This window comes from Streptomyces sp. NPDC015131 (assembly GCF_043079975.1).
In the GTDB taxonomy this organism is placed as follows: domain Bacteria; phylum Actinomycetota; class Actinomycetes; order Streptomycetales; family Streptomycetaceae; genus Streptomyces.
Map to the genome: position 1 here is coordinate 171,860 of NZ_JBIBVB010000005.1, position 20,200 is coordinate 192,059.

Annotated in this window: 23 protein-coding genes; 8 read left to right on the plus strand and 15 right to left on the minus strand. The window is 73.1% G+C overall.

From position 1 onward, the window contains the following. Nucleotides 1-7 precede the first annotated feature (7 nt). Nucleotides 8-877, plus strand: coding sequence for an SURF1 family protein (locus ACF08D_RS20945; RefSeq protein WP_392224249.1), 870 nt, complete (start codon nt 8-10; stop codon nt 875-877). 42 nt (nt 878-919) lie between these two features. Here the strand turns inward: ACF08D_RS20945 and ACF08D_RS20950 are convergent, their stop codons facing one another. The 7 genes from ACF08D_RS20950 to ACF08D_RS20980 all read right to left on the minus strand — a co-directional run bounded on the left by ACF08D_RS20950 (nt 920) and on the right by ACF08D_RS20980 (nt 7,871). After that, nucleotides 920-2,299 carry a hypothetical protein gene (locus tag ACF08D_RS20950; protein WP_392224250.1) on the minus strand — a complete coding sequence of 460 codons (1,380 nt, stop codon included), beginning with the start codon at nt 2,297-2,299 and terminating at the stop codon, nt 920-922. Continuing rightward, complete coding sequence (locus tag ACF08D_RS20955; protein WP_392224251.1) at nt 2,296-3,030, minus strand: SigE family RNA polymerase sigma factor; 735 nt, start codon at nt 3,028-3,030, stop codon at nt 2,296-2,298. Before ACF08D_RS20955 ends, ACF08D_RS20950 begins: the two co-directional genes overlap by 4 nt. 295 nt (nt 3,031-3,325) lie before the next feature. Continuing rightward, nucleotides 3,326-4,393, minus strand: a complete 1,068-nt coding sequence (locus tag ACF08D_RS20960) for an aspartate-semialdehyde dehydrogenase (RefSeq protein ID WP_392224252.1) — start codon at nt 4,391-4,393, stop codon at nt 3,326-3,328. A gap of 85 nt (nt 4,394-4,478) precedes the next feature. Beyond that, on the minus strand, nt 4,479-5,750 hold the full coding sequence (locus tag ACF08D_RS20965; protein WP_392224253.1) for an aspartate kinase: 1,272 nt from the start codon (nt 5,748-5,750) through the stop codon (nt 4,479-4,481). 330 nt (nt 5,751-6,080) lie between these two features. Next, entirely contained in the window at nt 6,081-6,740 is a 660-nt protein-coding gene (locus tag ACF08D_RS20970) for a DUF5063 domain-containing protein (RefSeq protein WP_392224254.1), read from the minus strand. Next, nucleotides 6,733-7,332 carry a recombination mediator RecR gene (gene recR, locus ACF08D_RS20975; RefSeq protein ID WP_064067261.1) on the minus strand — a complete coding sequence of 200 codons (600 nt, stop codon included), beginning with the start codon at nt 7,330-7,332 and terminating at the stop codon, nt 6,733-6,735. Before recR ends, ACF08D_RS20970 begins: the two co-directional genes overlap by 8 nt. A gap of 197 nt (nt 7,333-7,529) precedes the next feature. Beyond that, entirely contained in the window at nt 7,530-7,871 is a 342-nt protein-coding gene (locus ACF08D_RS20980) for a YbaB/EbfC family nucleoid-associated protein (RefSeq protein WP_392224706.1), read from the minus strand. A gap of 318 nt (nt 7,872-8,189) precedes the next feature. On the opposite strand from ACF08D_RS20980, the gene ACF08D_RS20985 reads away from it, so the two are divergent. Continuing rightward, the gene (locus ACF08D_RS20985) at nt 8,190-8,942 is read left to right on the plus strand and encodes an SLATT domain-containing protein (protein ID WP_392224255.1); all 753 of its coding nucleotides are present in this window, start codon (nt 8,190-8,192) and stop codon (nt 8,940-8,942) included. Nucleotides 8,943-8,970: 28 nt separating this feature from the next. On the opposite strand, the gene ACF08D_RS20990 is transcribed toward ACF08D_RS20985, so the two are convergent. The 3 genes from ACF08D_RS20990 to ACF08D_RS21000 form a co-directional block, all read right to left on the minus strand. Then, nucleotides 8,971-9,621: a hypothetical protein gene (locus tag ACF08D_RS20990; protein ID WP_392224256.1), complete on the minus strand. Its 651-nt coding sequence runs from the start codon at nt 9,619-9,621 to the stop codon at nt 8,971-8,973. A gap of 222 nt (nt 9,622-9,843) precedes the next feature. Next, nucleotides 9,844-10,524 carry a GntR family transcriptional regulator gene (locus ACF08D_RS20995; protein WP_392224257.1) on the minus strand — a complete coding sequence of 227 codons (681 nt, stop codon included), beginning with the start codon at nt 10,522-10,524 and terminating at the stop codon, nt 9,844-9,846. Nucleotides 10,525-10,592: 68 nt separating this feature from the next. Continuing rightward, a complete protein-coding gene (locus tag ACF08D_RS21000; RefSeq protein ID WP_392224258.1) occupies nt 10,593-11,966 on the minus strand; it encodes an aspartate aminotransferase family protein in 1,374 nt (457 codons plus the stop codon). A gap of 206 nt (nt 11,967-12,172) precedes the next feature. On the opposite strand from ACF08D_RS21000, the gene ACF08D_RS21005 reads away from it, so the two are divergent. The 3 genes from ACF08D_RS21005 to ACF08D_RS21015 all read left to right on the plus strand — a co-directional run bounded on the left by ACF08D_RS21005 (nt 12,173) and on the right by ACF08D_RS21015 (nt 14,446). Beyond that, nucleotides 12,173-12,790: a DJ-1/PfpI family protein gene (locus tag ACF08D_RS21005; RefSeq protein ID WP_392224259.1), complete on the plus strand. Its 618-nt coding sequence runs from the start codon at nt 12,173-12,175 to the stop codon at nt 12,788-12,790. Nucleotides 12,791-12,795: 5 nt separating this feature from the next. Beyond that, a complete protein-coding gene (locus ACF08D_RS21010; RefSeq protein WP_392224707.1) occupies nt 12,796-13,266 on the plus strand; it encodes a MarR family winged helix-turn-helix transcriptional regulator in 471 nt (156 codons plus the stop codon). A 391-nt stretch (nt 13,267-13,657) separates the two neighbouring features. Continuing rightward, nucleotides 13,658-14,446, plus strand: a complete 789-nt coding sequence (locus ACF08D_RS21015; protein WP_392224260.1) for a putative protein N(5)-glutamine methyltransferase — start codon at nt 13,658-13,660, stop codon at nt 14,444-14,446. On the opposite strand, the gene ACF08D_RS21020 is transcribed toward ACF08D_RS21015, so the two are convergent. After that, on the minus strand, nt 14,427-15,284 hold the full coding sequence (locus ACF08D_RS21020; protein ID WP_392224261.1) for an SDR family oxidoreductase: 858 nt from the start codon (nt 15,282-15,284) through the stop codon (nt 14,427-14,429). The two genes, ACF08D_RS21015 and ACF08D_RS21020, sit on opposite strands and share 20 nt — an antisense overlap. 546 nt (nt 15,285-15,830) lie before the next feature. On the opposite strand from ACF08D_RS21020, the gene ACF08D_RS21025 reads away from it, so the two are divergent. After that, entirely contained in the window at nt 15,831-16,772 is a 942-nt protein-coding gene (locus tag ACF08D_RS21025; protein ID WP_392224262.1) for a hypothetical protein, read from the plus strand. A gap of 64 nt (nt 16,773-16,836) precedes the next feature. Here ACF08D_RS21025 and ACF08D_RS21030 read toward each other — a convergent pair whose 3' ends face one another. Next, entirely contained in the window at nt 16,837-17,256 is a 420-nt protein-coding gene (locus tag ACF08D_RS21030; RefSeq protein ID WP_392224263.1) for a hypothetical protein, read from the minus strand. A 157-nt stretch (nt 17,257-17,413) separates the two neighbouring features. On the opposite strand from ACF08D_RS21030, the gene ACF08D_RS21035 reads away from it, so the two are divergent. Together ACF08D_RS21035 and ACF08D_RS21040 are read left to right on the plus strand one after the other, a co-directional pair. Next, nucleotides 17,414-18,250 (plus strand): helix-turn-helix domain-containing protein, encoded by an 837-nt coding sequence (locus tag ACF08D_RS21035; protein WP_392224264.1) that lies wholly within the window; start codon nt 17,414-17,416, stop codon nt 18,248-18,250. Beyond that, nucleotides 18,247-18,483, plus strand: coding sequence for a DUF397 domain-containing protein (locus ACF08D_RS21040; RefSeq protein ID WP_392224265.1), 237 nt, complete (start codon nt 18,247-18,249; stop codon nt 18,481-18,483). Before ACF08D_RS21035 ends, ACF08D_RS21040 begins: the two co-directional genes overlap by 4 nt. Nucleotides 18,484-18,528: 45 nt before the next feature. Here the strand turns inward: ACF08D_RS21040 and ACF08D_RS21045 are convergent, their stop codons facing one another. From ACF08D_RS21045 to ACF08D_RS21055, 3 genes are all read right to left on the minus strand, one after another. Then, the gene (locus ACF08D_RS21045; protein ID WP_392224266.1) at nt 18,529-18,930 is read right to left on the minus strand and encodes a hypothetical protein; all 402 of its coding nucleotides are present in this window, start codon (nt 18,928-18,930) and stop codon (nt 18,529-18,531) included. Further along, nucleotides 18,927-19,190: a hypothetical protein gene (locus ACF08D_RS21050; RefSeq protein WP_392224267.1), complete on the minus strand. Its 264-nt coding sequence runs from the start codon at nt 19,188-19,190 to the stop codon at nt 18,927-18,929. The genes ACF08D_RS21045 and ACF08D_RS21050 overlap by 4 nt, the downstream gene beginning before the upstream one ends. Before the next feature lie 105 nt (nt 19,191-19,295). Next, nucleotides 19,296-20,159 (minus strand): helix-turn-helix domain-containing protein, encoded by an 864-nt coding sequence (locus ACF08D_RS21055; protein WP_392224268.1) that lies wholly within the window; start codon nt 20,157-20,159, stop codon nt 19,296-19,298. Nucleotides 20,160-20,200 lie beyond the last annotated feature (41 nt).

Genomic DNA, 20,200 nt, shown 5'->3' on the forward strand with positions numbered 1-20,200 from the left:
TGGGGGTGTGTACCGGTTCCTGAGGACGCCCCGCTGGTGGGGGATCAACATCTTCGTCGCGCTGGCGATCCCCTTCTGCGTCTTCATGGGGACCTGGCAGCTCGGCCGGTTCGAGGACCGCGTCGACTCCCACCAGGCGGCGGAGCGGCGGCCCGACCCGGACTCGGTGAAGGCCGCGCCGCTCGCCGATCTGCTGCCGGTCGACAAGGAGACCTCGGGCCGCCACGCCACGGCGACCGGGCGGTACGGCGAGCAGTTCCTGGTGCCGGGCCGCGAGCTGGACGGCAGGGCCGGCTCGTACGTCCTCACGCTGCTGCGCACCGGGGACGGGAAGTCCCTGCCGGTGGTACGGGGCTGGCTGCCCGAGGGCGGCAGGGCCCCGGCCCCGCCGGCGGGCGAGGTCACGGTGGTCGGCGCGCTCCAGGCGTCCGAGCACACGGGGAGCGCCGGCGTGCACGCGACGGGCGCCCTGCCGCGCGGCCAGGTCGGCATGATCAGCGCGGCGTCCCTGGTGAACGTCGTCGACGACGACGTCCATGACGCCTGGATCACCCTGCTCGACGCCCCGGCGGGCCTGACGCCCGTCCCGGCCGCCGCGGCGGAGGGCAGCGGGCTGGACCTGAAGGCGTTCCAGAACCTCGGCTACACCGGCGAGTGGTTCGTCTTCGCCGGCTTCGTGCTCTTCATGTGGTTCCGGCTGCTGCGCCGGGAGGCGGAGCAGGCCCGCGACGAGGCGCTGGGCCTCGCCGCGGTCGACGGGGACGCCGCGGTCGCCGGGGACGCCTCCGTCGCCGGGGAAGGCGCGGTCGCCGGGGACGACTCGCTCGCCCGGGCAGAGGCGGTCGGCGGGGACGGCGTGGTCGCCGGGGGCCGCTGAGGCCGTACGCCGGGTCTGCCGGCCGGGGCCACTGCGCCGGGGCTACTGCGTCGGCAGCAGCCCCGTGCGGTACAGCGTGCCCGCGCAGGCGTTGGGGATGGTGGCCTCGGCGGCCGGTGCGCCCGGCTCCGCCGCGTGGCTGACCGCGACGCTGCCGTCCGCCCGCGTGCCGTCGCCGTCGTCCTCCCGGGCCAGCTGCGGCTCCACCGCCGTGGAGGTGGTCGCGCCGTCGGCACCGGCCGCCGACTCGGACGAGGTGCCCTCGGTCGGCGAGGGGGCGGGCGTGGGGTCGCCGCCGCCGTTCCCGCCGCTGCCGCCGCCCTCGGCCGGGCAGGTCTCGCCGGGCACCCAGGCGAACTTCACCTCGTACGCGCCGGAGGGCTTCAGCAGGAGCGGTGCCGGGGTCTCCTGGGACGGGTCGGGCAGGCCGCCCGCCGGGTCTCCGGCCGTGTGGCCCACCACCGTGATCTTCGCCGGGTCGGCCGCGCCCAGGGCCTGGACGGCGACACCGCCGGCCCCGGTGATCGAGCAGTCGGTGCCGGACACGTTCGCCACCCGGAAGGTGCCGTAGACGGTGCCGTCCGCGCCGGGCGCGCCCGTCTCCGCCGTGGCGCCGAGCTGCGCGGGGTCGCACACCGGGACGGTCGCGGGGACCGGTACGGGGGGCGCCGCCGTACCGCCCGCGGTGCCGTCCGTGGCACCGGCCGTCGGACCGCCGGGCGCGGACGAGGTGCCCTTGCCGGGCTTGCCGCCGCCGCCCGGGCCCTGGGCCGCGCCGGTGCCGGGGGCGTCCGGGCCGCCCTCCTCGCCGCCGGTCTCCTCGCCGGTGCCGCCCTGCACCTGCTCGCCGTGCCCGGCGTTGACGGGCCGGTCGTCCGCGCTTCCGTCGGAGTGGGCGACATGGACGAACGCGGGGACGGCCGTGCCGAACAGCAGCGCCGCGGCCGCCGCGCCCACCAGCGCCTGGCGTTTGCGCGCGCGCCGCGCGGGGACGGCCCGGCGCAGGTGGTCCAGGGTCCCGTCGGCCGGCTGGAGGTCCCGTACGGCTCCGTGCAGCAGCCGGCGCAGCGCGTCCTCGCCCTCGTCCGCGCCGCCGAAGCCGTCACCGGCGGGGCCGGTGGGGCCTCCGGGGCCGGTGGAGTCGGTGGGGCCTCCGGGGCCGGTGGGGCGCCCGGGGCCGGCGGTGGAGCCGGTGGAGTCGGTGGGGCCTCCGGGGCCGGTGGGGCGCCCGGGGCCGGTGGGGCCCTTGGGCCGTCCGGGGCCCGTGGGGCCGGTGGGGCCGAACTCCGGGAGGTCCTCGGCCGGCCCGTCGTGCCCGTTGTCCACAGTTCCGTTCCCTGTCGGGTCGTTCGCGGTCCGGCCGCGGCCGGTCCGGTCGTTCTCGTCCAGCGGCCGGTCGGGCCCCTGCTCGTACTCCCTCATGCCGTGGCCTCCATGGCGACGCGCAGCGCCGCGATGCCACGTGACCCGTACGCCTTGACCGAGCCGAGCGATATGCCCAGGGTCTCGGCGACCTGCGCCTCGGTCATGTCCGCGAAGTACCGCAGCACCAGCACCTCGCGCTGACGGCGCTGGAGGCCCTTCATGGCCTTGATCAGCGCGTCGCGCTCCAGCTGGTCGTACGCCCCCTCCTCGGCGCTCGCCATGTCCGGCATGGGCTTGGAGAGCAGCTTCAGTCCCAGGATGCGGCGGCGCAGCGCGGACCGGGACAGGTTGACCACGGTCTGGCGGAGATACGCCAAGGTCTTCTCGGGGTCGCGGACACGGCGCCGCGCCGAGTGGACGCGGATGAACGCCTCCTGGACGACGTCCTCGCACGAGGCGGTGTCGTCGAGGAGCAGCGCGGCGAGACCCAGCAGCGACCGGTAGTGGGCGCGGTAGGTCTCGGTGAGGTGGTCGACGGTCGTCCCCGCGGTGGCCGTCGTCTCGCCGGCGGCGCTCTGGGCGCCGCGCTGGGACGGGACGGACGGGATGGGGGTCGTACGCCTAGCTGCGGGCATGGGCGCGATCACCGGCATGCCACCGGGCCGGCGGGGCCGCCGGACGGGGCGCACCGCGCCCATGCCGGTGCCCGCAACCGCTCCGACCGCTCCCGCCCCTGTCCCGCGGGCGCGGAGCGGTGCCACCGCCGTGATGTCGAGTACCTCTGCCACGCCTGTTGGACACGCTTCCCCCCGTCAGGGTTGTACGCGCACGCGGCCGCTTTTGACGGTGCGACGTCTGCCCTCATGCGTACCCGCTCTTCCCCATGCCCCGATGCCCCCGTGCCGCGATGCCGCGCGTGCCGAGGGGCGAACCCATAGACGCCTTCCGCCCGGCCGCCGGTTGCGGCACGGGAACGGCGTCGTCGAACACGCCACCGCCCCGGTTCACCTGGCGCAGATCGCCTGCCTGCTCACAGGGCGTTCACAGATCCTACAAAGTTCCGGCGGCCGGTTCACCGCCGATTTACGCGGGGAATCCGGCGGCCACCGCCTCTGCGATCTGTACGGCGTTCAATGCTGTGCCTTTGCGCAGATTGTCGCCGCAGACGAACAGCTCCAGCGCCCGTTCGTCGTCCGGCGACCGCCGCACCCGCCCGACCCAGGTCGGGTCGGTGCCCACGACGTCGGCGGGCGTCGGGAAGTCGCCCGCGGCGGGGTCGTCGTACAGCACCACGCCCGGCGAGGTCGCCAGGATCTCGTGCGCCCGCGCGACCGTCACCTCCCGCTCGAAGCGCGCGTGCACGGACGCGGAGTGCGCGCCGATCACGGGCACCTGGACGCAGGTCGCCGCGACGCGCAGCTCCGGCAGGTCCAGGACGCGGCGGACCTCGCTCCGCACCCGCAGCTCCTCCGCGGCCCAGCCGCCGTCGCGGGCCGCCCCGGAGGTGCCCGCCCAGGGCACCACGTTCAGCGCCAGCGGGGCGGGGAAGGGCCCGGTGCCGTCGCCCACGGCCCGGCGCACGTCCCCGGGGGCGGTGCCCAGCTCCGTACCGGCGACCAGCGAGAGCTGGGAGCGCAGCGCGGCGACCCCGGCGCGCCCGGCGGCGCCCGCGGCCCGGTACGAGGAGACGACCAGCTCGCTCAGCCCGAACTCGGCGTGCAGCGCGCCCACCGCGACGACGAGCGTCAGGGTGGTGTCGCCGGGGGCGGCGATGATGCCCCGGGGGCGTACGCGGGCGCAGTGCGGGTTGATCTCGGGGACGACCAGCGGGACGTCCGGGTCCTCCCGGAAGGCCGGCGAGGTGTCCACGACGACGGTGCCCTGGGCGGCGGCGATCGGCGCCCACTGGGCGGCCACGGTCTCCGGCACCAGGAACAGCGCCACGTCGGCGCCCCGGAGGGCCTCCTCGGACAGGGCGAGGACCTCGACCTCCTCGCCGCGTACGGCCAGCTTGCGGCCGGCCGAGCGGGGGGAGGCGAGGAGCCGGATGTCGCCCCAGACGTCGGCGTGCTGCGACAGGATCCGGAGCGTCACCGCGCCGGCGGCCCCGGTCGCTCCCACGACCGCGAGCGCCGGCCTGCGGTGGGTCACCGGCCCCACCGGGCCGTCACCGCCCGGCCCGGGCGGTTCACCCGGGCCGGGCGGGACAGCTGGAGGGACCAGTGCGACCGGTTTCTCACCGGCCGGTGCCGCCGTAGACGACGGCCTCGTCGGAGTCGGAGTCCAGACCGAAGGCGGTGTGGACGGCGCGGACGGCCTCGTTGACGTCGTCCGCGCGGGTGACCACCGAGATGCGGATCTCGGAGGTCGAGATCAGCTCGATGTTCACCCCGGCGTCGGACAGCGCCTCGAAGAAGAGCGCCGTGACGCCCGGGTTGGTCTTCATGCCCGCGCCGACCAGCGAGATCTTGGCGATCTGGTCGTCGTAGCGCAGCGACTCGAAGCCGATCAGCGTCTTCTGCTTCTCCAGCGCGTCGATGGCCTTGCGGCCCTCCGACTTGGGCAGCGTGAAGGAGATGTCGGTCAGCCCGGTCGACGCGGCGGAGACGTTCTGCACCACCATGTCGATGTTGATCTCGTTGTCCGCGATGGTGCGGAAGATCGCGGCGGCCTCGCCCGGCTTGTCCGGCACCCCGACGACGGTGATCTTCGCCTCGGAGGTGTCGTGGGCGACACCGGAGATGATGGCCTGCTCCACCTTGCGGTCCCCTCGCGGTTCGTTGCTGACCCACGTGCCCTGGAGGCCCGAGAAGGACGACCGGACGTGGATCGGGATGTTGTATCGGCGTGCGTACTCGACGCAGCGGTGCAGCAGCACCTTGGAGCCGGAGCTGGCGAGCTCCAGCATGTCCTCGAAGGAGATCCAGTCGATCTTCCGGGCCTTCTTCACGACCCGGGGGTCGGCGGTGAAGACGCCGTCGACATCGGTGTAGATCTCACAGACCTCGGCGTCGAGCGCCGCGGCGAGCGCGACGGCGGTCGTGTCCGAGCCGCCCCGCCCGAGGGTGGTGATGTCCTTCTTGTCCTGGGACACACCCTGGAAGCCGGCGACGATGGCGATGTTGCCCTCGTCCAGCGCCGTACGGATCCGGCCCGGCGTGACATCGATGATGCGCGCTTTGTTGTGGACCGAGTCGGTGATGACGCCCGCCTGGCTGCCGGTGAACGACTGGGCCTCGTGGCCCAGGTTTTTGATCGCCATGGCCAGCAGCGCCATGGAGATGCGCTCTCCGGCGGTCAGCAGCATGTCGAACTCACGCCCGGCAGGGATCGGCGATACCTGCTCGGCGAGATCGATCAACTCGTCCGTCGTGTCGCCCATCGCCGAAACCACGACGACCACCTGGTGGCCGTTCCTCTTGGCATCGACGATTCGCTTGGCGACGCGCTTGATGCCCTCGGCATCGGCAACGGAGGAGCCTCCGTACTTCTGCACGACAAGGCCCACGTGCGCTCCTCGCTCAGTCCGTTTGCGGTCGGTTCAGTTTAACGAGCGGCCGGGAATCGCCCCCGCCATACCACATCGTGAGATGTCCCGCTCACCACGTGATCAGCGCGGGGGCGCTTCACGGCCGCTCGGGCTGTGCCTGCCCCTCTCCGGGCCAGGTACGCGCAATGTGTGCCGGGTCACCCCGGTGCCGGAGCCCCCGGGGCCACAGTGACGGGCCCCGCCCGGAGCCCCCGGGGGCGGACCCGGACACGCCTCGGGCCCGGCCGTACGGCATCGGGTGCCGTGCGGCCGGGCCCGGGAGACCTGGCTGCCGAGAGGGAGCGAGGGTCAGGTCACGCTGCGCATGCCCAGCGGGCCGAGGATCTCGCGGGCCATCACCCGGCCCGCCTCCTCCGCGAGGGCGTCCTCGGTGAGGTCCTCGTCCGTGTCGAGCCCGTCCAGCTCCGCCAGCGGCTGGTCCAGCCGGACGTGGGACACCAGGGACTGGAGGGCCCGCAGGGTCGCCGAGGCGGTCGGACCCCAGTTGGAGAAGTACGAGAACTGCCACCACCACAGGGCCTCGGTGGTGCGCCCCGCGCGGTAGTGGGCCAGGCCGTGGCGCAGGTCCATGATGATGTCGGCCAGGTTGTCGGAGATCCGGCACGGTACGGGCGCCTTGCGCGGCTCGTACGGGTCGAAGACCTCCGAGAAGACGTCCACCGGCTCCAGCATGGCCGCGAACCGCATCCGCAGGTCGTCGACGTCCAGGTCGGGGCCGGTGTCCGGTTCGTACCGCTCCTCGGGGACGATGTCCTCGTGGGCGCCCAGCCGGCCGCCGGCGAGCAGCAGCTGCGAGACCTCCAGCAGCAGGAACGGGACGGCGCTGTCGGGCTCGTCCCCCTTGGCCACTTCCGTGGTGGCGACGATGAAGGACTCGATCGAGTCGGCGATCTGGACCGCGAAGCTGTCGGGGTCCAGCGAGTGCGCGTGGAGTGTGGCGTCAGACATCGAGGAGTCGTCTCCCTTCGAACGCACGCCCGAGCGTGACCTCGTCGGCGTATTCCAGGTCTCCGCCAACGGGGAGTCCGCTGGCGAGGCGCGTGACCTTCAGGCCCATGGGCTTGACCATGCGCGCCAGGTACGTCGCGGTGGCCTCCCCCTCCAGGTTGGGGTCGGTCGCCAGGATCAGCTCGGTGACCGTTCCGTCCGCCAGACGGGCCAGCAGCTCCCGGATCCGCAGGTCGTCGGGGCCGACGCCCTCGATCGGGCTGATCGCGCCGCCGAGGACGTGGTACCGCCCCCGGAACTCGCGCGTCCGCTCGATCGCGACGACGTCCTTCGGCTCCTCGACCACGCAGATGACCGCCTCGTCGCGGCGCGGGTCACGGCAGATGCCGCACCGCTCCTCCTGGGCCACATTGCCGCACACGGCGCAGAACCGGACCTTGTCCTTGACCTCGAGGAGGGCATGGGCGAGGCGGCGGACGTCGGTGGGCTCGGCCTGGAGGATGTGGAAGGCGATCCGCTGGGCGCTCTTCGGACCGACGCCTGGGAGCCTGCCCAGCTCGTCGATGAGGTCCTGAACCACGCCTTCGTACAACGGAACGCCTCTCGTGGAGTGCTGTGATGCTTACGGTAGTTGCTGCGCGTACGGGTTAGAAGGGCGGGGCCGCCCGTCCGGCGCGTGTACGCCGCACGGACCGGCGCCCCGGGTCCCGCCTGACGCCCGAGGCCGGGGGCCCGGGGGCCGGGGGCTCGGGGGGCCGGGGCCCGGACGGACCGCCGCCCCGGGAGGTCCTAGATCCCCAGGCCCGGGATGCCGCCGCCGCCCAGGCCCTGCGCGAGCGGGCCGAGCTTGGCCTGCTGGAGCGCCTGGGCGTTCTCGTTCGCCGCCTGCACGGCGGCGACGACCAGGTCGGCGAGGGTCTCGGTGTCCTCGGGGTCGACCGCCTTGGGGTCGATCACCAGGGAGCGCAGCTCGCCGGAGCCGGTCACGGTGGCCTTCACCAGGCCGCCGCCCGCCTGCCCGTCGACCTCGGTGTGCGCCAGCTCCTCCTGGGCGCGGGCGAGGTCCTGCTGCATCTTCTGGGCCTGCTGGAGGATCTGCTGCATGTTGGGCTGGCCACCACCGGGAATCACGGTCACTCCTGGCATTCGACGACGAGTGTTCGGTATGCCGAGCCTACGTGGTCACCGGACGGTGCGCCCCCTCCACCCGGCCTCACTCTTTCGAGTGCATTGGTGGCGATGTCGGGCGAGCCCCCTAGCTGATCACGACGCCTTCGCGGGCGGAAATCCCGCGATACCGTCCGTCCGGCCCACCGTTCGGCGGTAGGAAAGGGCATGCGCATCAGTACCGCAGTACCCACAGGCGCACCGCACCGCCCGTACGTCACGGAACGCTTGTCACGGATCGCACGTCACGGATTGTCACGCAGAGCGCAGAGGAGTGCCCCGGTGAGCCAGCCGGAGATGCAGCCCGGGGGCCCCGCCCGGGGGGAGGGCGACGGCCGCGGGAGATACGGCGGCCCCGGCGGCGATCTGACCGGGCGGCCCTTCCCGCTCGGGGACTGGGGCGAGCCGGCGGAGCGGCTGGACGAGCTCTACCGGTGGGTCGAGGAGCGGGCGCTGTGCACGGCCGGGTGGTATCTGGCGGACCGGTCCTGGAAGCGGCGCGGCGCGCGGGCCCTGCGGGCCGGTACGGCGCTGGGGGCGGTCGCCGGCGCCGGGCTGCCGCTGCTGGACCTGACGGGCACCGTGGACGGGGCGGCCGGGTGGGGGTACGTGTCCCTGCTGCTGGCCGCCGCGTGTGTGGCCTGCGACCGGTACTTCGGCCTCACCTCGGGCTGGATGCGCGACGTGGCGACCGCGCAGGCGGTGCAGCGGCGGCTCCAGGCGCTCCAGTTCGACTGGGCGGCGGAGAGCATCCGGGAGGTGCTGGGCCCGGCCGAGGGCACGGCAAGCGAGGCGGCGGAGCGGTGCCTCGGCATCCTGCGGCGGTTCTCGGAGGACGTGACGGAGCTGGTGCGGGCGGAGACGGCCGACTGGATGGTGGAGTTCCGGTCGGGGCCCGCGCCGCTGGGGACGCAGTCGACGCTGTCGTACGCGCCGCCGCGGGCGGAGAGCGGCGCGCACCCCTCCGGCCGCCTCCCGCTCCCGCCCGGCACCCGGCCGAACATGCCCCGGCAGCGCCCGCCGGAGCCCCGCTGAGCCGTACTGCCGTACTGCCCGTAGCGAGTCAGCTGAAGATGATCATTGAGCCCTGGCCGAGGCTCCGGGTGGCCGCCGCGTGCAGCCCGAGCCACACGTGCCGCTCCCGGGCGAAGGGGTTGTCGTCGTACGGGACCGGCCCCGCGGGTTCCTCCAGGGCCGTGGGGCGCTCCGGGGGGTGGGGCGCGGCCGGCGGGTTCGCCGGGTCGATGCCGATGGAGGGGGCGACGTACTCCAGCTCGCGCAGCAGCCCCTGGGCGGAGCCGAGCGGTCCGCCGCCCGCCAGCAGCTCCTCGCCGGACAGCGGCGCGGGGAAGTCGACGGGGACGTACGCGCCGGCGTGGTCGTAGTGCCAGACCAGGTGCGACTGCTGGGCGGTCGACTCGAACATCTCCAGGAGCTGCTCGTAGTCCCCGCCCAGTTCGTCGACCGGGGTGACGGCCAGGCCGCAGATCTGGAGCAGGTAGGCGCGGCGCAGGAAGTGCAGGGCGTCGTAGTCGAACCCGGCGACCGGGGCGACGTCGCCGGACAGCCCGGGCATGTAGGCGAAGACGGGGACGGTCGGCAGGCCGGCTTCGGTGAGGGCCTTGTCGTACGCGGCGATCTCTTCCGCGAACGGGTTGTCGGGGCTGTGGCACAGCACGTCGACGAGGGGGACCAACCACAGGTCACAGGCCAAGGGAGACTCGCTCTCCTTCAGTTGTGCGGCTACGTCGGGCGGTCGGAACAGGTTAGTGCGCGCGGCGCGCGCTCCTCGCGCGTGCACCGCCGCCGGGTGCCCCCGGCGCCCGGGTGCTTCCGCGCGCCGGGTTCCCCTCCCCTACCCACCCGTCATGAGCGGTAAGAGCGCCGGGGCGGCCGTACGGACGGCGTCGACCGCGCGGCGCGGTCCGTCCGGGCGTCAGCGCGGTCCGTCCAGGTGGTCCGCCCAGCGCAGGCAGTGCGCGTGGTACGCGTCGAGGGCGGCCGTCACGGCGTCCGGTTCGCCGAGCGTCACCGCGTCGACCAGCGCCTCGTGGCCGTTCCAGAGCCAGGCGCGGGGCTCGCGGGCGGCGCGCAGGTGCGGGACCGCGAAGACCCACGCCTGGACGCGGAGCCGGTGCAGGAAGTCGGCGATGTAGCGGTTGGCGACGAAGCCGCTGAGCTCGCGCCAGAACCGGAGGTCGTACCCGATCAGGATGTCGAGGTCCCCGGCGCGCGCCGCCCGCGCGGCCTCCTCCGCCCGCCGCCGTACCGACACGAGCGGCGCCCCGCGCGCGTGGAGGTCGCCGACGCGCTCGCACAGCCGCTGGAAGATGCCGTCCACGATCAGCGCCCGGGCCTCGACCATGCCCCGGTAGTCGTCCACCGAGAAGCGGTGGACGCGGAACCCCCGGTGCTGGTCGGAGTCGAGGAGGCCCTGCGCGGTGAGGTCGACCAGGGCTTCCCGTACGGGTGTCGCGGACACCCCGTACTGCTCCGCTATGTGCTTGACGGTGAATTCCTGGCCCGGCTGGAGACGCCCCGCGAGCACCTCGTCACGCAGCGCGTCCGCGACCTGCTGGCGCAGGGTGCTGCGGGTCACAGCTCCGCTCGCGGGCATGGTTCCTGGCCCCCTCCGTCCGGCTCCGGACACCTTAAGCCAGCCGGAGGGGGCGCTCGGAGGCGCGGTTACGCGGTGTGCTCGTCGGCCACCGCGAGGGCGGCGTCGAGGGCGGCCAGGCCCTCCTTGGCCTCGGCCTCGGTGATGTTGCAGGCAGGGACGGCGTGGGTGCGGTTCATGTTGATGAAGGGCCACAGGCCGTTCTTCTTGCAGGCCGCGCCGAAGGCCGCCATGGGGGCGTTGGCCTCGCCCTGGGCGTTGTACGGGACCAGGGGCTCGCGCGTCTCGCGGTCGCGTACGAGGTCGAGGGCCCAGAAAGCGCCGAGGCCCCGCACCTCGCCGACGGAGGGGTGGCGCTCGGCCAGCTCGCGCAGACCGGGGCCGAGGATGTTCTCGCCGAGGTGGGCGGCCTGCTCGACGACCTTCTCGTCCTCCATGACCTGGATGGTGGCGACGGCGGCGGCGCAGGCGAGCGGGTGGCCGGAGTAGGTGAGGCCGCCGGGGTAGGGCCGCTTGTCGAAGGTGGCGGCGATCTCGGCGGAGATGGCGACGCCGCCGAGCGGCACATAGCCGGAGTTGACGCCCTTGGCGAAGGTGAGCAGGTCGGGCACCACGCCGAAGTGGTCGGCGGCGAACCACGCGCCCGTGCGGCCGAAGCCCGCCATGACCTCGTCGAGGATGAGGACGATGCCGTACCGGTCGCAGATCTCGCGCACGCCGGGGAGGTAGCCGGGCGGCGGGGTCATGATGCCGGCGGTGCCGGGGACGGTCTCCAGGATGATCGCGGCGATGGACTGCGGCCCCTCGAACGCGATGGTGTCCTCCAGGTGCGCCAGGGCGCGCTCGCACTCCTGCGCCTCGGTCTCGGCGTAGAAGGGCGAGCGGTAGAGGAAGGGCGCCCAGAAGCGCACGACGCCGGCGGAGGCGGTGTCGGAGGCCCAGCGGCGGGGGTCGCCGGTGAGGTTGATCGCGGTGGAGGTGGCGCCGTGGTACGAGCGGTAAGCGCTCATGATCTTGGGGCGGCCGGTGTGCAGCCGGGCCATCCGGGCGGCGTTCTCGACGGCCTCGGCGCCGCCGTTGGTGAAGAAGATCTTGTCGAGGTCGCCCGGCGTGCGCTCGGCGATGAGGCGTGCGGCCTCGGAGCGGACGTCGATGGCGAAGGCGGGCGCGAAGGTGGTGAGCCGGGCCGCCTGCTCCTGTATCGCGGCGACCACCCGGGGGTGCTGGTAGCCGATGTTGGTGTAGACGAGGCCGCTGGTGAAGTCGAGGTAGCGGTTTCCGTCGTAGTCCCAGAAGTACGCCCCCTCGGCGCCGGCGACGGCGAGCGGGTCGATCAGGCCCTGGGCGGACCAGGAGTGGAAGACGTGCGCCCGGTCGGCGGCCTTGACGGCGGCGCCGGCCGCGGGGTCGGCCGGAGTGGCGGGTGTGGCATGAGGGGTCATGCGGCCCAGGGTAAGGACGGGCTGGTGTGCGCCGGTATGGCCATCTTGTATGCCGGAAGGCACGGAGGTCGGCAGGGTGTCGGGCCGGATGGGCGAGGGTGTTGACAGGATGCTGTCGAGATGACAGGATTCTGTCATCGGAAGGGTGGGTGGACGGGGTGGGTCTCGCTCCGGCCGGCCGCCCGCACGGACCGCAGGAGGCGACCATGTCCGGCAGCACTCCCCGCACCTCCACCCCCCGCACCGTCCACCTCGGGGTGTACGACACCCTGGCCGACTGGGAGACGGGTCACGCCACGGCGTGGCTGGCCCGCGCCGGGTTCGAGATCCGCACGGTCGGCCCCGGCACCGACCCGGTGACCAGCATCGGCGGGCTGCGCATCGTGCCCGATCTCGCCCTGGCCGAGCTGCGGCCCGAGGACAGCGCGATGCTCCTGCTCCCCGGCGCCGACCTGTGGGACACCAGTGACGACCTGGCGCCCTTCGCGGCCACCGCGCGGACCTTCCTCGACGCGGGCGTGCCGGTCGCCGCGATATGCGGGGCCACGGCGGGGCTCGCCCGCGAGGGCCTGCTCGACGACCGCCCCCACACCAGCGCGGTCTCCTTCTACCTGGCGGCCACCGGCTACCGGGGCGGGGCGCACTACGTCGACACGGACGCCGTCACCGCCGGCGACCTCATCACCGCCGGGCCCACCGAGCCGGTGGCCTTCGCCCGCGAGGTGCTGGGGAGGATGGGCGCCTTCCAGGGCGCGCAACTCGACGCCTGGTACCGGCTGTTCCACGACTCCGACCCCGCGGCCTACGAGGAACTGAACGCATGACACGAGTGGAACGGCGGCTTCAGGAGCTGCTCAGCAGCACGGCGCTCGGGGTGTTCCGGCTGAACGGCCAGTTCCTCGCCGTCTCCGAGAAGCTGGCCCGGCCGGCCGGGATCACCGCCTCGTGGTGGCAGGTCCTGGGCGCGGTGCTGCGGGAGCCGCTGCCGGTGTCCGGCATCGCCCGCGCGATGGGGATCACCCGGCAGAGCGTCCAGCGGATCGCGGACCTGCTGGTCGAGGAGGGGCTCGCCGAGTACCGCCCCAACCCGGCGCACCGGCGCGCCAAGCTGCTCGCGCCGACGCCCCTGGGGCGGGACACGATCGCCCGGATAGAGCCGGGCCACGCGGAGCTGGCCGACCGGCTGGCCGCCGAGCTGGGAGAGGAGGCGTTCGCCGAGACGGCGGCGGTGCTGGAGCGCCTGTCGGAGGCGCTGGAGGCGGTGGCAGCCACACAGGACGGCGCCGGCCGGCGGGCGTGAACGGCTGGGCGTGGTAAGCCGGTTGGCGTGGCGGCCGGGGGGCGGCTGGGTGCGCGCGGTGCTGCCGGGTGCGCGGTGGGCGGAGGCGTCTGGGTGCGCGGTGGGTGGCTCGGCTGCTGTGCGGTCGGGTGCGCGGTAGGCGGAGGCGGCTGGGTGCGTGGGGCGGCCGGGTGCGGTGCACGTGGGGCGGCCGGTTGAGTGGTGGGCGGGGGCGTTCCGGGGGGTGGGTGGGGGGGCGGGGGGGGGTAGGGTGGCCCCCTCGTTGGAGAAGCGACTCGGGAGGTGAGACCCATCAACGCCAGGTCAGGCCGGGCTCTCCCCTCTCACGGCTCGTAGGAAAACGGGTCACACCCCGGGAGCGCCCGCACGCGTCCCGAAAGGCTTGCGCCCCATGTCCGTGACACCCGTTTCACCCTCCCTCTCCACCACCACCGCCCGTCTCCGCGCCGCCGGCTGCGTCTTCGCCGAGGACGAGGCCGCGCTGCTGCACTCCTCCGCCCGCACGCCCGCCGAACTCGACGGCATGGTCGAGGCCCGGGCGGCCGGGCGACCGCTCGAACACGTCGTGGGATGGGCCGAGTTCCGGGGCCTGCGGTACGCCGTGGACGCGGGAGTGTTCGTGCCGCGCCGCCGCACCGAGTTCCTGGTCGACCAGGCCGAGCTGCTCGCCCCGGCCGGGGCGGTGGTGGTGGACCTCTGCTGCGGTTCGGGGGCGCTCGGCGCGGCCCTGGCGGCCGGGCTGGGCGGCGCCGAGCTGTACGCCGCCGACATCGATCCGGCCGCCGTGCGGTGCGCCCGGAGGAACGTCACGGCAGCCGGGGGCCGGGTGTACGAGGGGGACCTGTTCGCGCCCCTGCCGGCCGGGCTGCGGGGCCGGGTGGACGTCCTGCTCGCCAACGTCCCCTACGTACCGACCGGGGAGGTCGAGCTGCTGCCCGCCGAGGCGCGGGTGCACGAGGCGCGGGTGGCGCTGGACGGGGGCGCGGACGGGCTGGACGTGCTGCGCCGGGTGGCCGCCGAGGCGCCCGGGTGGCTGGCGCCCGGCGGGAGCCTGCTGTTCGAGACGAGCGAGCACCAGGCCGCCGCCGCCACCGAGGTGGCCACCGCCGCCGGGCTGGCCGCGCGTGTGGTGACGTGCGAGGACCTGTACGCCACGGTGGTCATCGCGACACGGGTGTGACGTCCGGGCGGAAGGCGGCGGTGTTCTCCGCGGCCCACTGGTGGAACGTCCGGGCGGGCGAGCCGGTGAGTGCGGGGACGGTGTCGCGGACGGCGAGCAGCTCGTCGTTGACGTCGCCGCCGGTCACGTCCAGCACCGCGTCGGCGACCTCGGCCCCGAGGAGGGCGGCCATGGTCCGGTGGGCCTCCGCCCGGGTGGTCTCGGCGCAGCGCACCTCCCGTCCCAGGGCGGCGGCGAGGGCGGCCACCTGACGGCGGGGGGTGATGCGTTCGGGGCCGGTCAGTGCGTAGGTGCGCCCGTGGTGGCCGGGTTCGGTCAGCGCCACGCGGGCGACCGCCGCGACGTCGGCGGGGTGGATGGTGGGGAGCCCGATGTCGGCGTACGGGACCCGGACCGTTCCGTGCGTGCGCACGGAGTCCGCCCACCACAGGGCGTTGGAGGCGAACTGCGTCGGCCGCAGCACGGTCCAGGACATGCCGCTGTCCCGGACCAGCCGCTCGGTCTCCGCGTTGGCGCGGGCCGGCCCCAGGTGGGGGTGCGACTGAACGGTGAGGGACGAAACGAGCACCAGGTGTTCCACCCTCGCCCGCCGGGCGGCGCCGATCACCTCGGCGTCGGCGCCCAGCCCCGCCGGCAGGAACAGCGCCCGCACCCCCTCCAGCGCGGGCCGCAGGGACCCGGCGTCACCGAGGTCGCCCGCCCACGCCTCCACCCCGTCGGGGAACGCCCCCGGCGCCGGGGCCCGGCTGAGCGCCCGCACCGGCCCGGCACCGCGCGCCCGCAGCTCGCGGACCAGTGCGCGGCCGATGTTCCCGGTGGCTCCCGCAATGAGGATCATGACCCTGCTCCCGTCGGTCGGTGGATCGGTGGATCGGTGCATCGGTAGGACGTCGACGGGAGGGACGCTAGGACCTCAAGCGGACTTGACCTCAAGAGGACAGCAGGTGTTCCAGGGCGAGCACCGTGCTGCCCGCGGAGTACCAGCGCATCCTGGCCGCGGCGCGGCAGGCCGCCGGCCGCTCAACTGAGGGACTTCCGGTAGCAGTTGAGTTCGGTGTGCTCCGAAACAACCGTCACGCCGAAAGCCCTGACGGCCTTGTCCAACCCCGACACCGAACATTCACGAATACATCGCAGGACCCGGTCAGCGTTCGCGGCCACCGCGCACGGGACGATACGCGATCGAATGTACGTTGGATCCAGCTTGCGGGAACGCACCACACGCGCGATCAAGCACGCCCAAGTACATACACGCCAAAGGGGAATCACCATGCTGCCCACCCGAATAACGACGTCCATCGCGATCGCCGCGCTAGTGGCTGGTGGTGCCGTCATGACCGCTCCCGCACAGCCGGCATCGGCATCGACATCGACATCGGTGTCGGTGTCGACATTGGCAGCGGCCGAGGACGCCAACTGCCGTACGACGCCGGGGGCGACCCGGCCCTTCTACCCCGGGGATTCCGCCGGTGAGACGTACGACAGCACGTTCCACAACAGTGTGGCCGTGCCGCCGGGTCTGTACAGCGGCGGGTTCGTTCCGCAGGGTCTGGCGTACTGGAACAACTGGGACGGGACGAGCGAAGACGTCCTGCTGATCTCGGCGTACCACTCGAGCGGTGACGGCGCGAGCGCGATCTGGGGCATCGCCCTGAGCGGCCCCCGCCGGGGCGAGAGCCTCGGTCACATGCTGATCCCCAAGACCCATGCGGGCGGTGTGGTCGTGACCGGCGGTCACGTGTACGTCAGCGGCGAGGGCAGCGTGAAGTACTGGTCGACCGCCACCGTGCGTGCGGAGCTGGCGGGCGCCAACACCAACAAGGTGATCCAGCCGAAGGGTACGCAGGACATCGCCGGCAAGGGTTCGTTCCTCGGACTCGGCGGTGGCGAGGGCACCACCTTGTGGACCGGTGACTTCTCCGACACGAGCCACCAGAGCATGTGGCAGTACTCGACAAGCAGCACCGGTGCACTGACGTACACCGGCAAGAAGCGCTGGGTGCCGACGAAGACCCAGGGCATGGCGGTCGTGGGCGACAAGTACATCTTCGCCACGTCGCTCGGCCGCAACAAGCGCAGCAACGTCTGGGTGCGACCCACGTCGTACGAGACGGACATCACCGACGGGACGGCTTTCTGCATGCGCGCCCCCTCGATGATGGAGGGCCTGGCGTACGGCAACTCCGACGGCAACGAGCACGTCTGGGCGCTCTTCGAGAGCGGAGCCGAGCCGTACGGGAGCGACCCGACGACCCTCAACAAGATCACGAACATCCACTGGGCCGGCGGATCCGAGCTGGCCGGGCTGTACGGCCAGGGCGACTGACACCATCGTCGTGCAGTGAGCGGTGCGCATCGTGCAGTTGCCGGTCGCCCACGAAGCCGTGGCCTCAAGAGGACAGCAGGCGTTCCAGGGCGAGCACCGTGCTGCGGAGCAGGGCGGGGTGGACGAACCGGCCGTCGGCAGGGGGCGGGCAGCGCCAGGCGAGGGGCCAGGTGTTCCCGTGCAGCGCGGGCACCGGCAAATAGCTCACCGTGCCGTGGCAGGCGTTGAACGGCATCGCCCAGCGCGGCCACGCGCGCCGCGCGGTGCTGCCCGGCGGCAGCAGGAAGTACACCCCCCGCCGGCCGTTCGCCTCCACGACGATCGGCCCCGGGTCGCCGGACGTCATCTGCTCCATGACGTCGGCGACCCGGCGCCCGCCGTCCCCGTCGACGCGTACGGCGTCGAATTGCACACCCGCCTTGCGAAGTTGAAAACCGGACGCCGGAACCCAGGCGTTCTCTGCGTGGCAACTTGGCGCATTCACAAGGACATTGTGGAAGGTCGCCGCTACCGTTTCCCCCGACTGCGGAAATCCGTCGAGACCGCATTGACCTGCGGGAACGGCACCCAAGGGCAGTCGAATCCGGCGTGGTCTGGTTGTGACCGGTTGAGACCGGTTGAAATCGAGGCGGTGACGCAATTTGGCCCGAAGTGAGAACAAGGAAACGGCGAGCGCGGTGATGCGGCTCGTGGCGGAGATGGCCCGCAAATTACGCGTCCGGAAGGGGTGGACCCAGGAGCAGCTCGGCAAGGAGACCGGCTTCACGGCAGCCGCGATCAGCGCCATGGAGACCTGCGCCCAGCCCGCCAGCGACACCATGCTGGTGGCCCTGGACCGGGCGCTCGGCGACGGTCTCGGCCTCTTCGAGGCCGCGCGGGTGTATGTCCGGCTGGAGAAGTACCCGGAGCAGTTCAAGGGCTACGCCCCGCTGGAGCAGAAGGCGGTCAGCCTGTCCCTGTACGCCACGCTGGTTGTGCACGGGTTGTTCCAGACGGAGGCGTACGCGCGGGCGTTGATCGGCGGCGGCTACCCGCCGCTGCCCGAGCAGCGGGTCGAGGAGCTGGTCGAGGCGCGGATGGCGCGCAGCGCCCTCTTCGAGCGGGAGCCGCTGCCGCTGGTCGAGCTGATCCTGGAGGAGTCCGTCCTGCGGCGGACCATCGGCGACGCGGACGTCATGCGCGAGCAGCTGGCCCACCTCGCGGACTGCGCCCGGCGGCGGAACGTGACCCTCCAGGTGCTGCCCCTGGACTGCGGGCTGAGCGGGGAGCACGCTGGTGACCGAGGGGACATCAACCTTGTCGAGACACAGGAGCATGACCACCTCGTGTACCTGGAGATCCAAGCCGAGAGCCTTTTGATCAAGGACCGCGCCAAGGTGAGTACGTACAGCCAGCGGTATGCGAAGATCCGAGCTCAGGCGCTGGGCCCTGGTGAATCGCTGGGCCTCCTCGAGCAGTTGGCAGGAGAACTTAGATGAGCGGCACCCTGCGGTGGTTCAAGTCGAGTTACAGCGACAGCGGCGGTGGTAACTGCGTCGAGGTGGCCTTCGACTGGCGTACCTCCTCATACAGTGACGACAGTGGCGGTAACTGCGTCGAGGTCGCCGCTTGTCCGCACGCCGTGCACGTCCGTGACTCCAAGAACCCCGGCGGCCCCTCCCTCGCCCTCGCCCCGGCGGCCTGGGGCGCCTTCCTCGACTGGGCCGAGTAGGGCGCGGGGCCCGGGCGCGCTCCGGGCCCCGCGTCGATCGGCTCGTCAGGGTTGTTCGGGCAGCCTGATCGTCCGTACGAGCGGCATGTCCGCGTACAGCTCGGGCTTCGCCGTCAGCACCGGTCGGCCGTCCGGCCAGTCCGGCGTCGGACGGGACAGATGGATCGCGTGGCCGAGCCGCCACTCCACCCCGTCCCGCATCAGCGCTCCCACAGCGCAGACGCCCGCGAAATCGAGCTCCACGATCTCGGCGGCCGGCAGCGCGCCCACATGCTCGGCGAGGCCCTTACGGACACCGTCCGCAGCCGTGAGGCACATGGCGGGAACGTAGACGTGCCGGGTGGGGCCGCGCTGGGTGTTCGCGATGAACTGGGAAGCCAGGACGTTGCCCGAGCCCAGAGCCAGCAGAGCGGACTCGTCGTACACGACGGCGGTGGACCGGGTCACAGGCTGTCCACAGGCCGCCCGGCCTCCAACTCCTGCCAGACCTGCTCCACTCGGTCGTGATCCTGGTCCGTGAGCGTGACGCCGAAGTGCGTCTCGCAGTACGCCTTCGTCTCCTCGTACCGCCTCCGGAGTTCTTCCTTGGTGGGCGTCGCTCCGGCCAGCTCGGCGATCAGATCCCGCATCGTCATGCCGCGCTCCCGCGCGAGCACCATGAGACGGTCACGGACAGCGGGATCAACCTTGACGGTGGTGTCGGCCATGACGGCAGTATACCGGCGGTATACCGTCTCGGGCGGGTCCAGCAATGCGGTCATTTCGACCCTTTCTTTCAGGTGACCCGGCCGCCGCTCGGCGGCCGGGAGTCTTCAGCGGCGGCGCAGGACCTGCCGGACCGACGCGCCGCCGCGCAGCGCCGCCGCGACGAACCCGGCGACGGCGGGCGTGGCGGGCTCGCAGCGGGCGCAGGAGGCCCCCTCGGGCACCGGCACGCCGCAGACGCCGCACTCGGGGCGCACGGGCGCCGCCGGGCGCGGTGCGGGCTTCTTGCGGCGGAGGCGGTCGGCCACCAGGGCGGCGGGGGCGTGGACGCGGGCGGGCAGGCCGGAGGTGAGCGCCTCGCGGATCAGGGCGTCACTGGCGCCGACCGCCCACCACTCCTCGACCAGGGTCCTCAGCCGTTCCGCCTCGCCCGCCCCCAGGGCGAGCCGTGGTTCGCTCCGGCCCAGTGAGGTGAGCAACCGGACGGCCGGGGAGGGAGGTTCTTGCACCCCCGTCTTTTCTCCCGGAGGGAGCGGGCCAGGTGCGCCGTGGTCCGGGTCACCGGAGGCCGGGTTTCCGGCCATTCCGGGGGCGGGCGCGGCGGCGGGGGCGGGAGCGGGCGCGGCGGCGGGGCCTGCGGCGGGCCGGGCGGACGGGCCGGGAGCGGGGGCTTCGGGGTCGTACGGGGTGTCGAAGACCTCGTACTCCGTGCGCAGTTGCCCGGTGCGGTCCCGGCGGGTCAGGCGGCGCAGGTAGCGGGCGTCCTCCAGCTCCCGGAGGGCGGCGGCGATCCGGTCGCGGCCTTCCTTGCGCTGTTCGGAGAGCTTGCGGATGCTCGCCCTGGCGCCGTTCGGAAGGCTCACCAGATAGGCGAGGAGGCCCACGGCGCACCACGAGATGGTGGCGTCGCGCAGCAGGGCGTTGCTGAAAGTGGTGAAGGCGCGCGTGGGCGCGGTACGGTAAACGCGCATTGGGAGGTAGTGCTCCTGGTGTCACGCCCCCGGATGTTGGC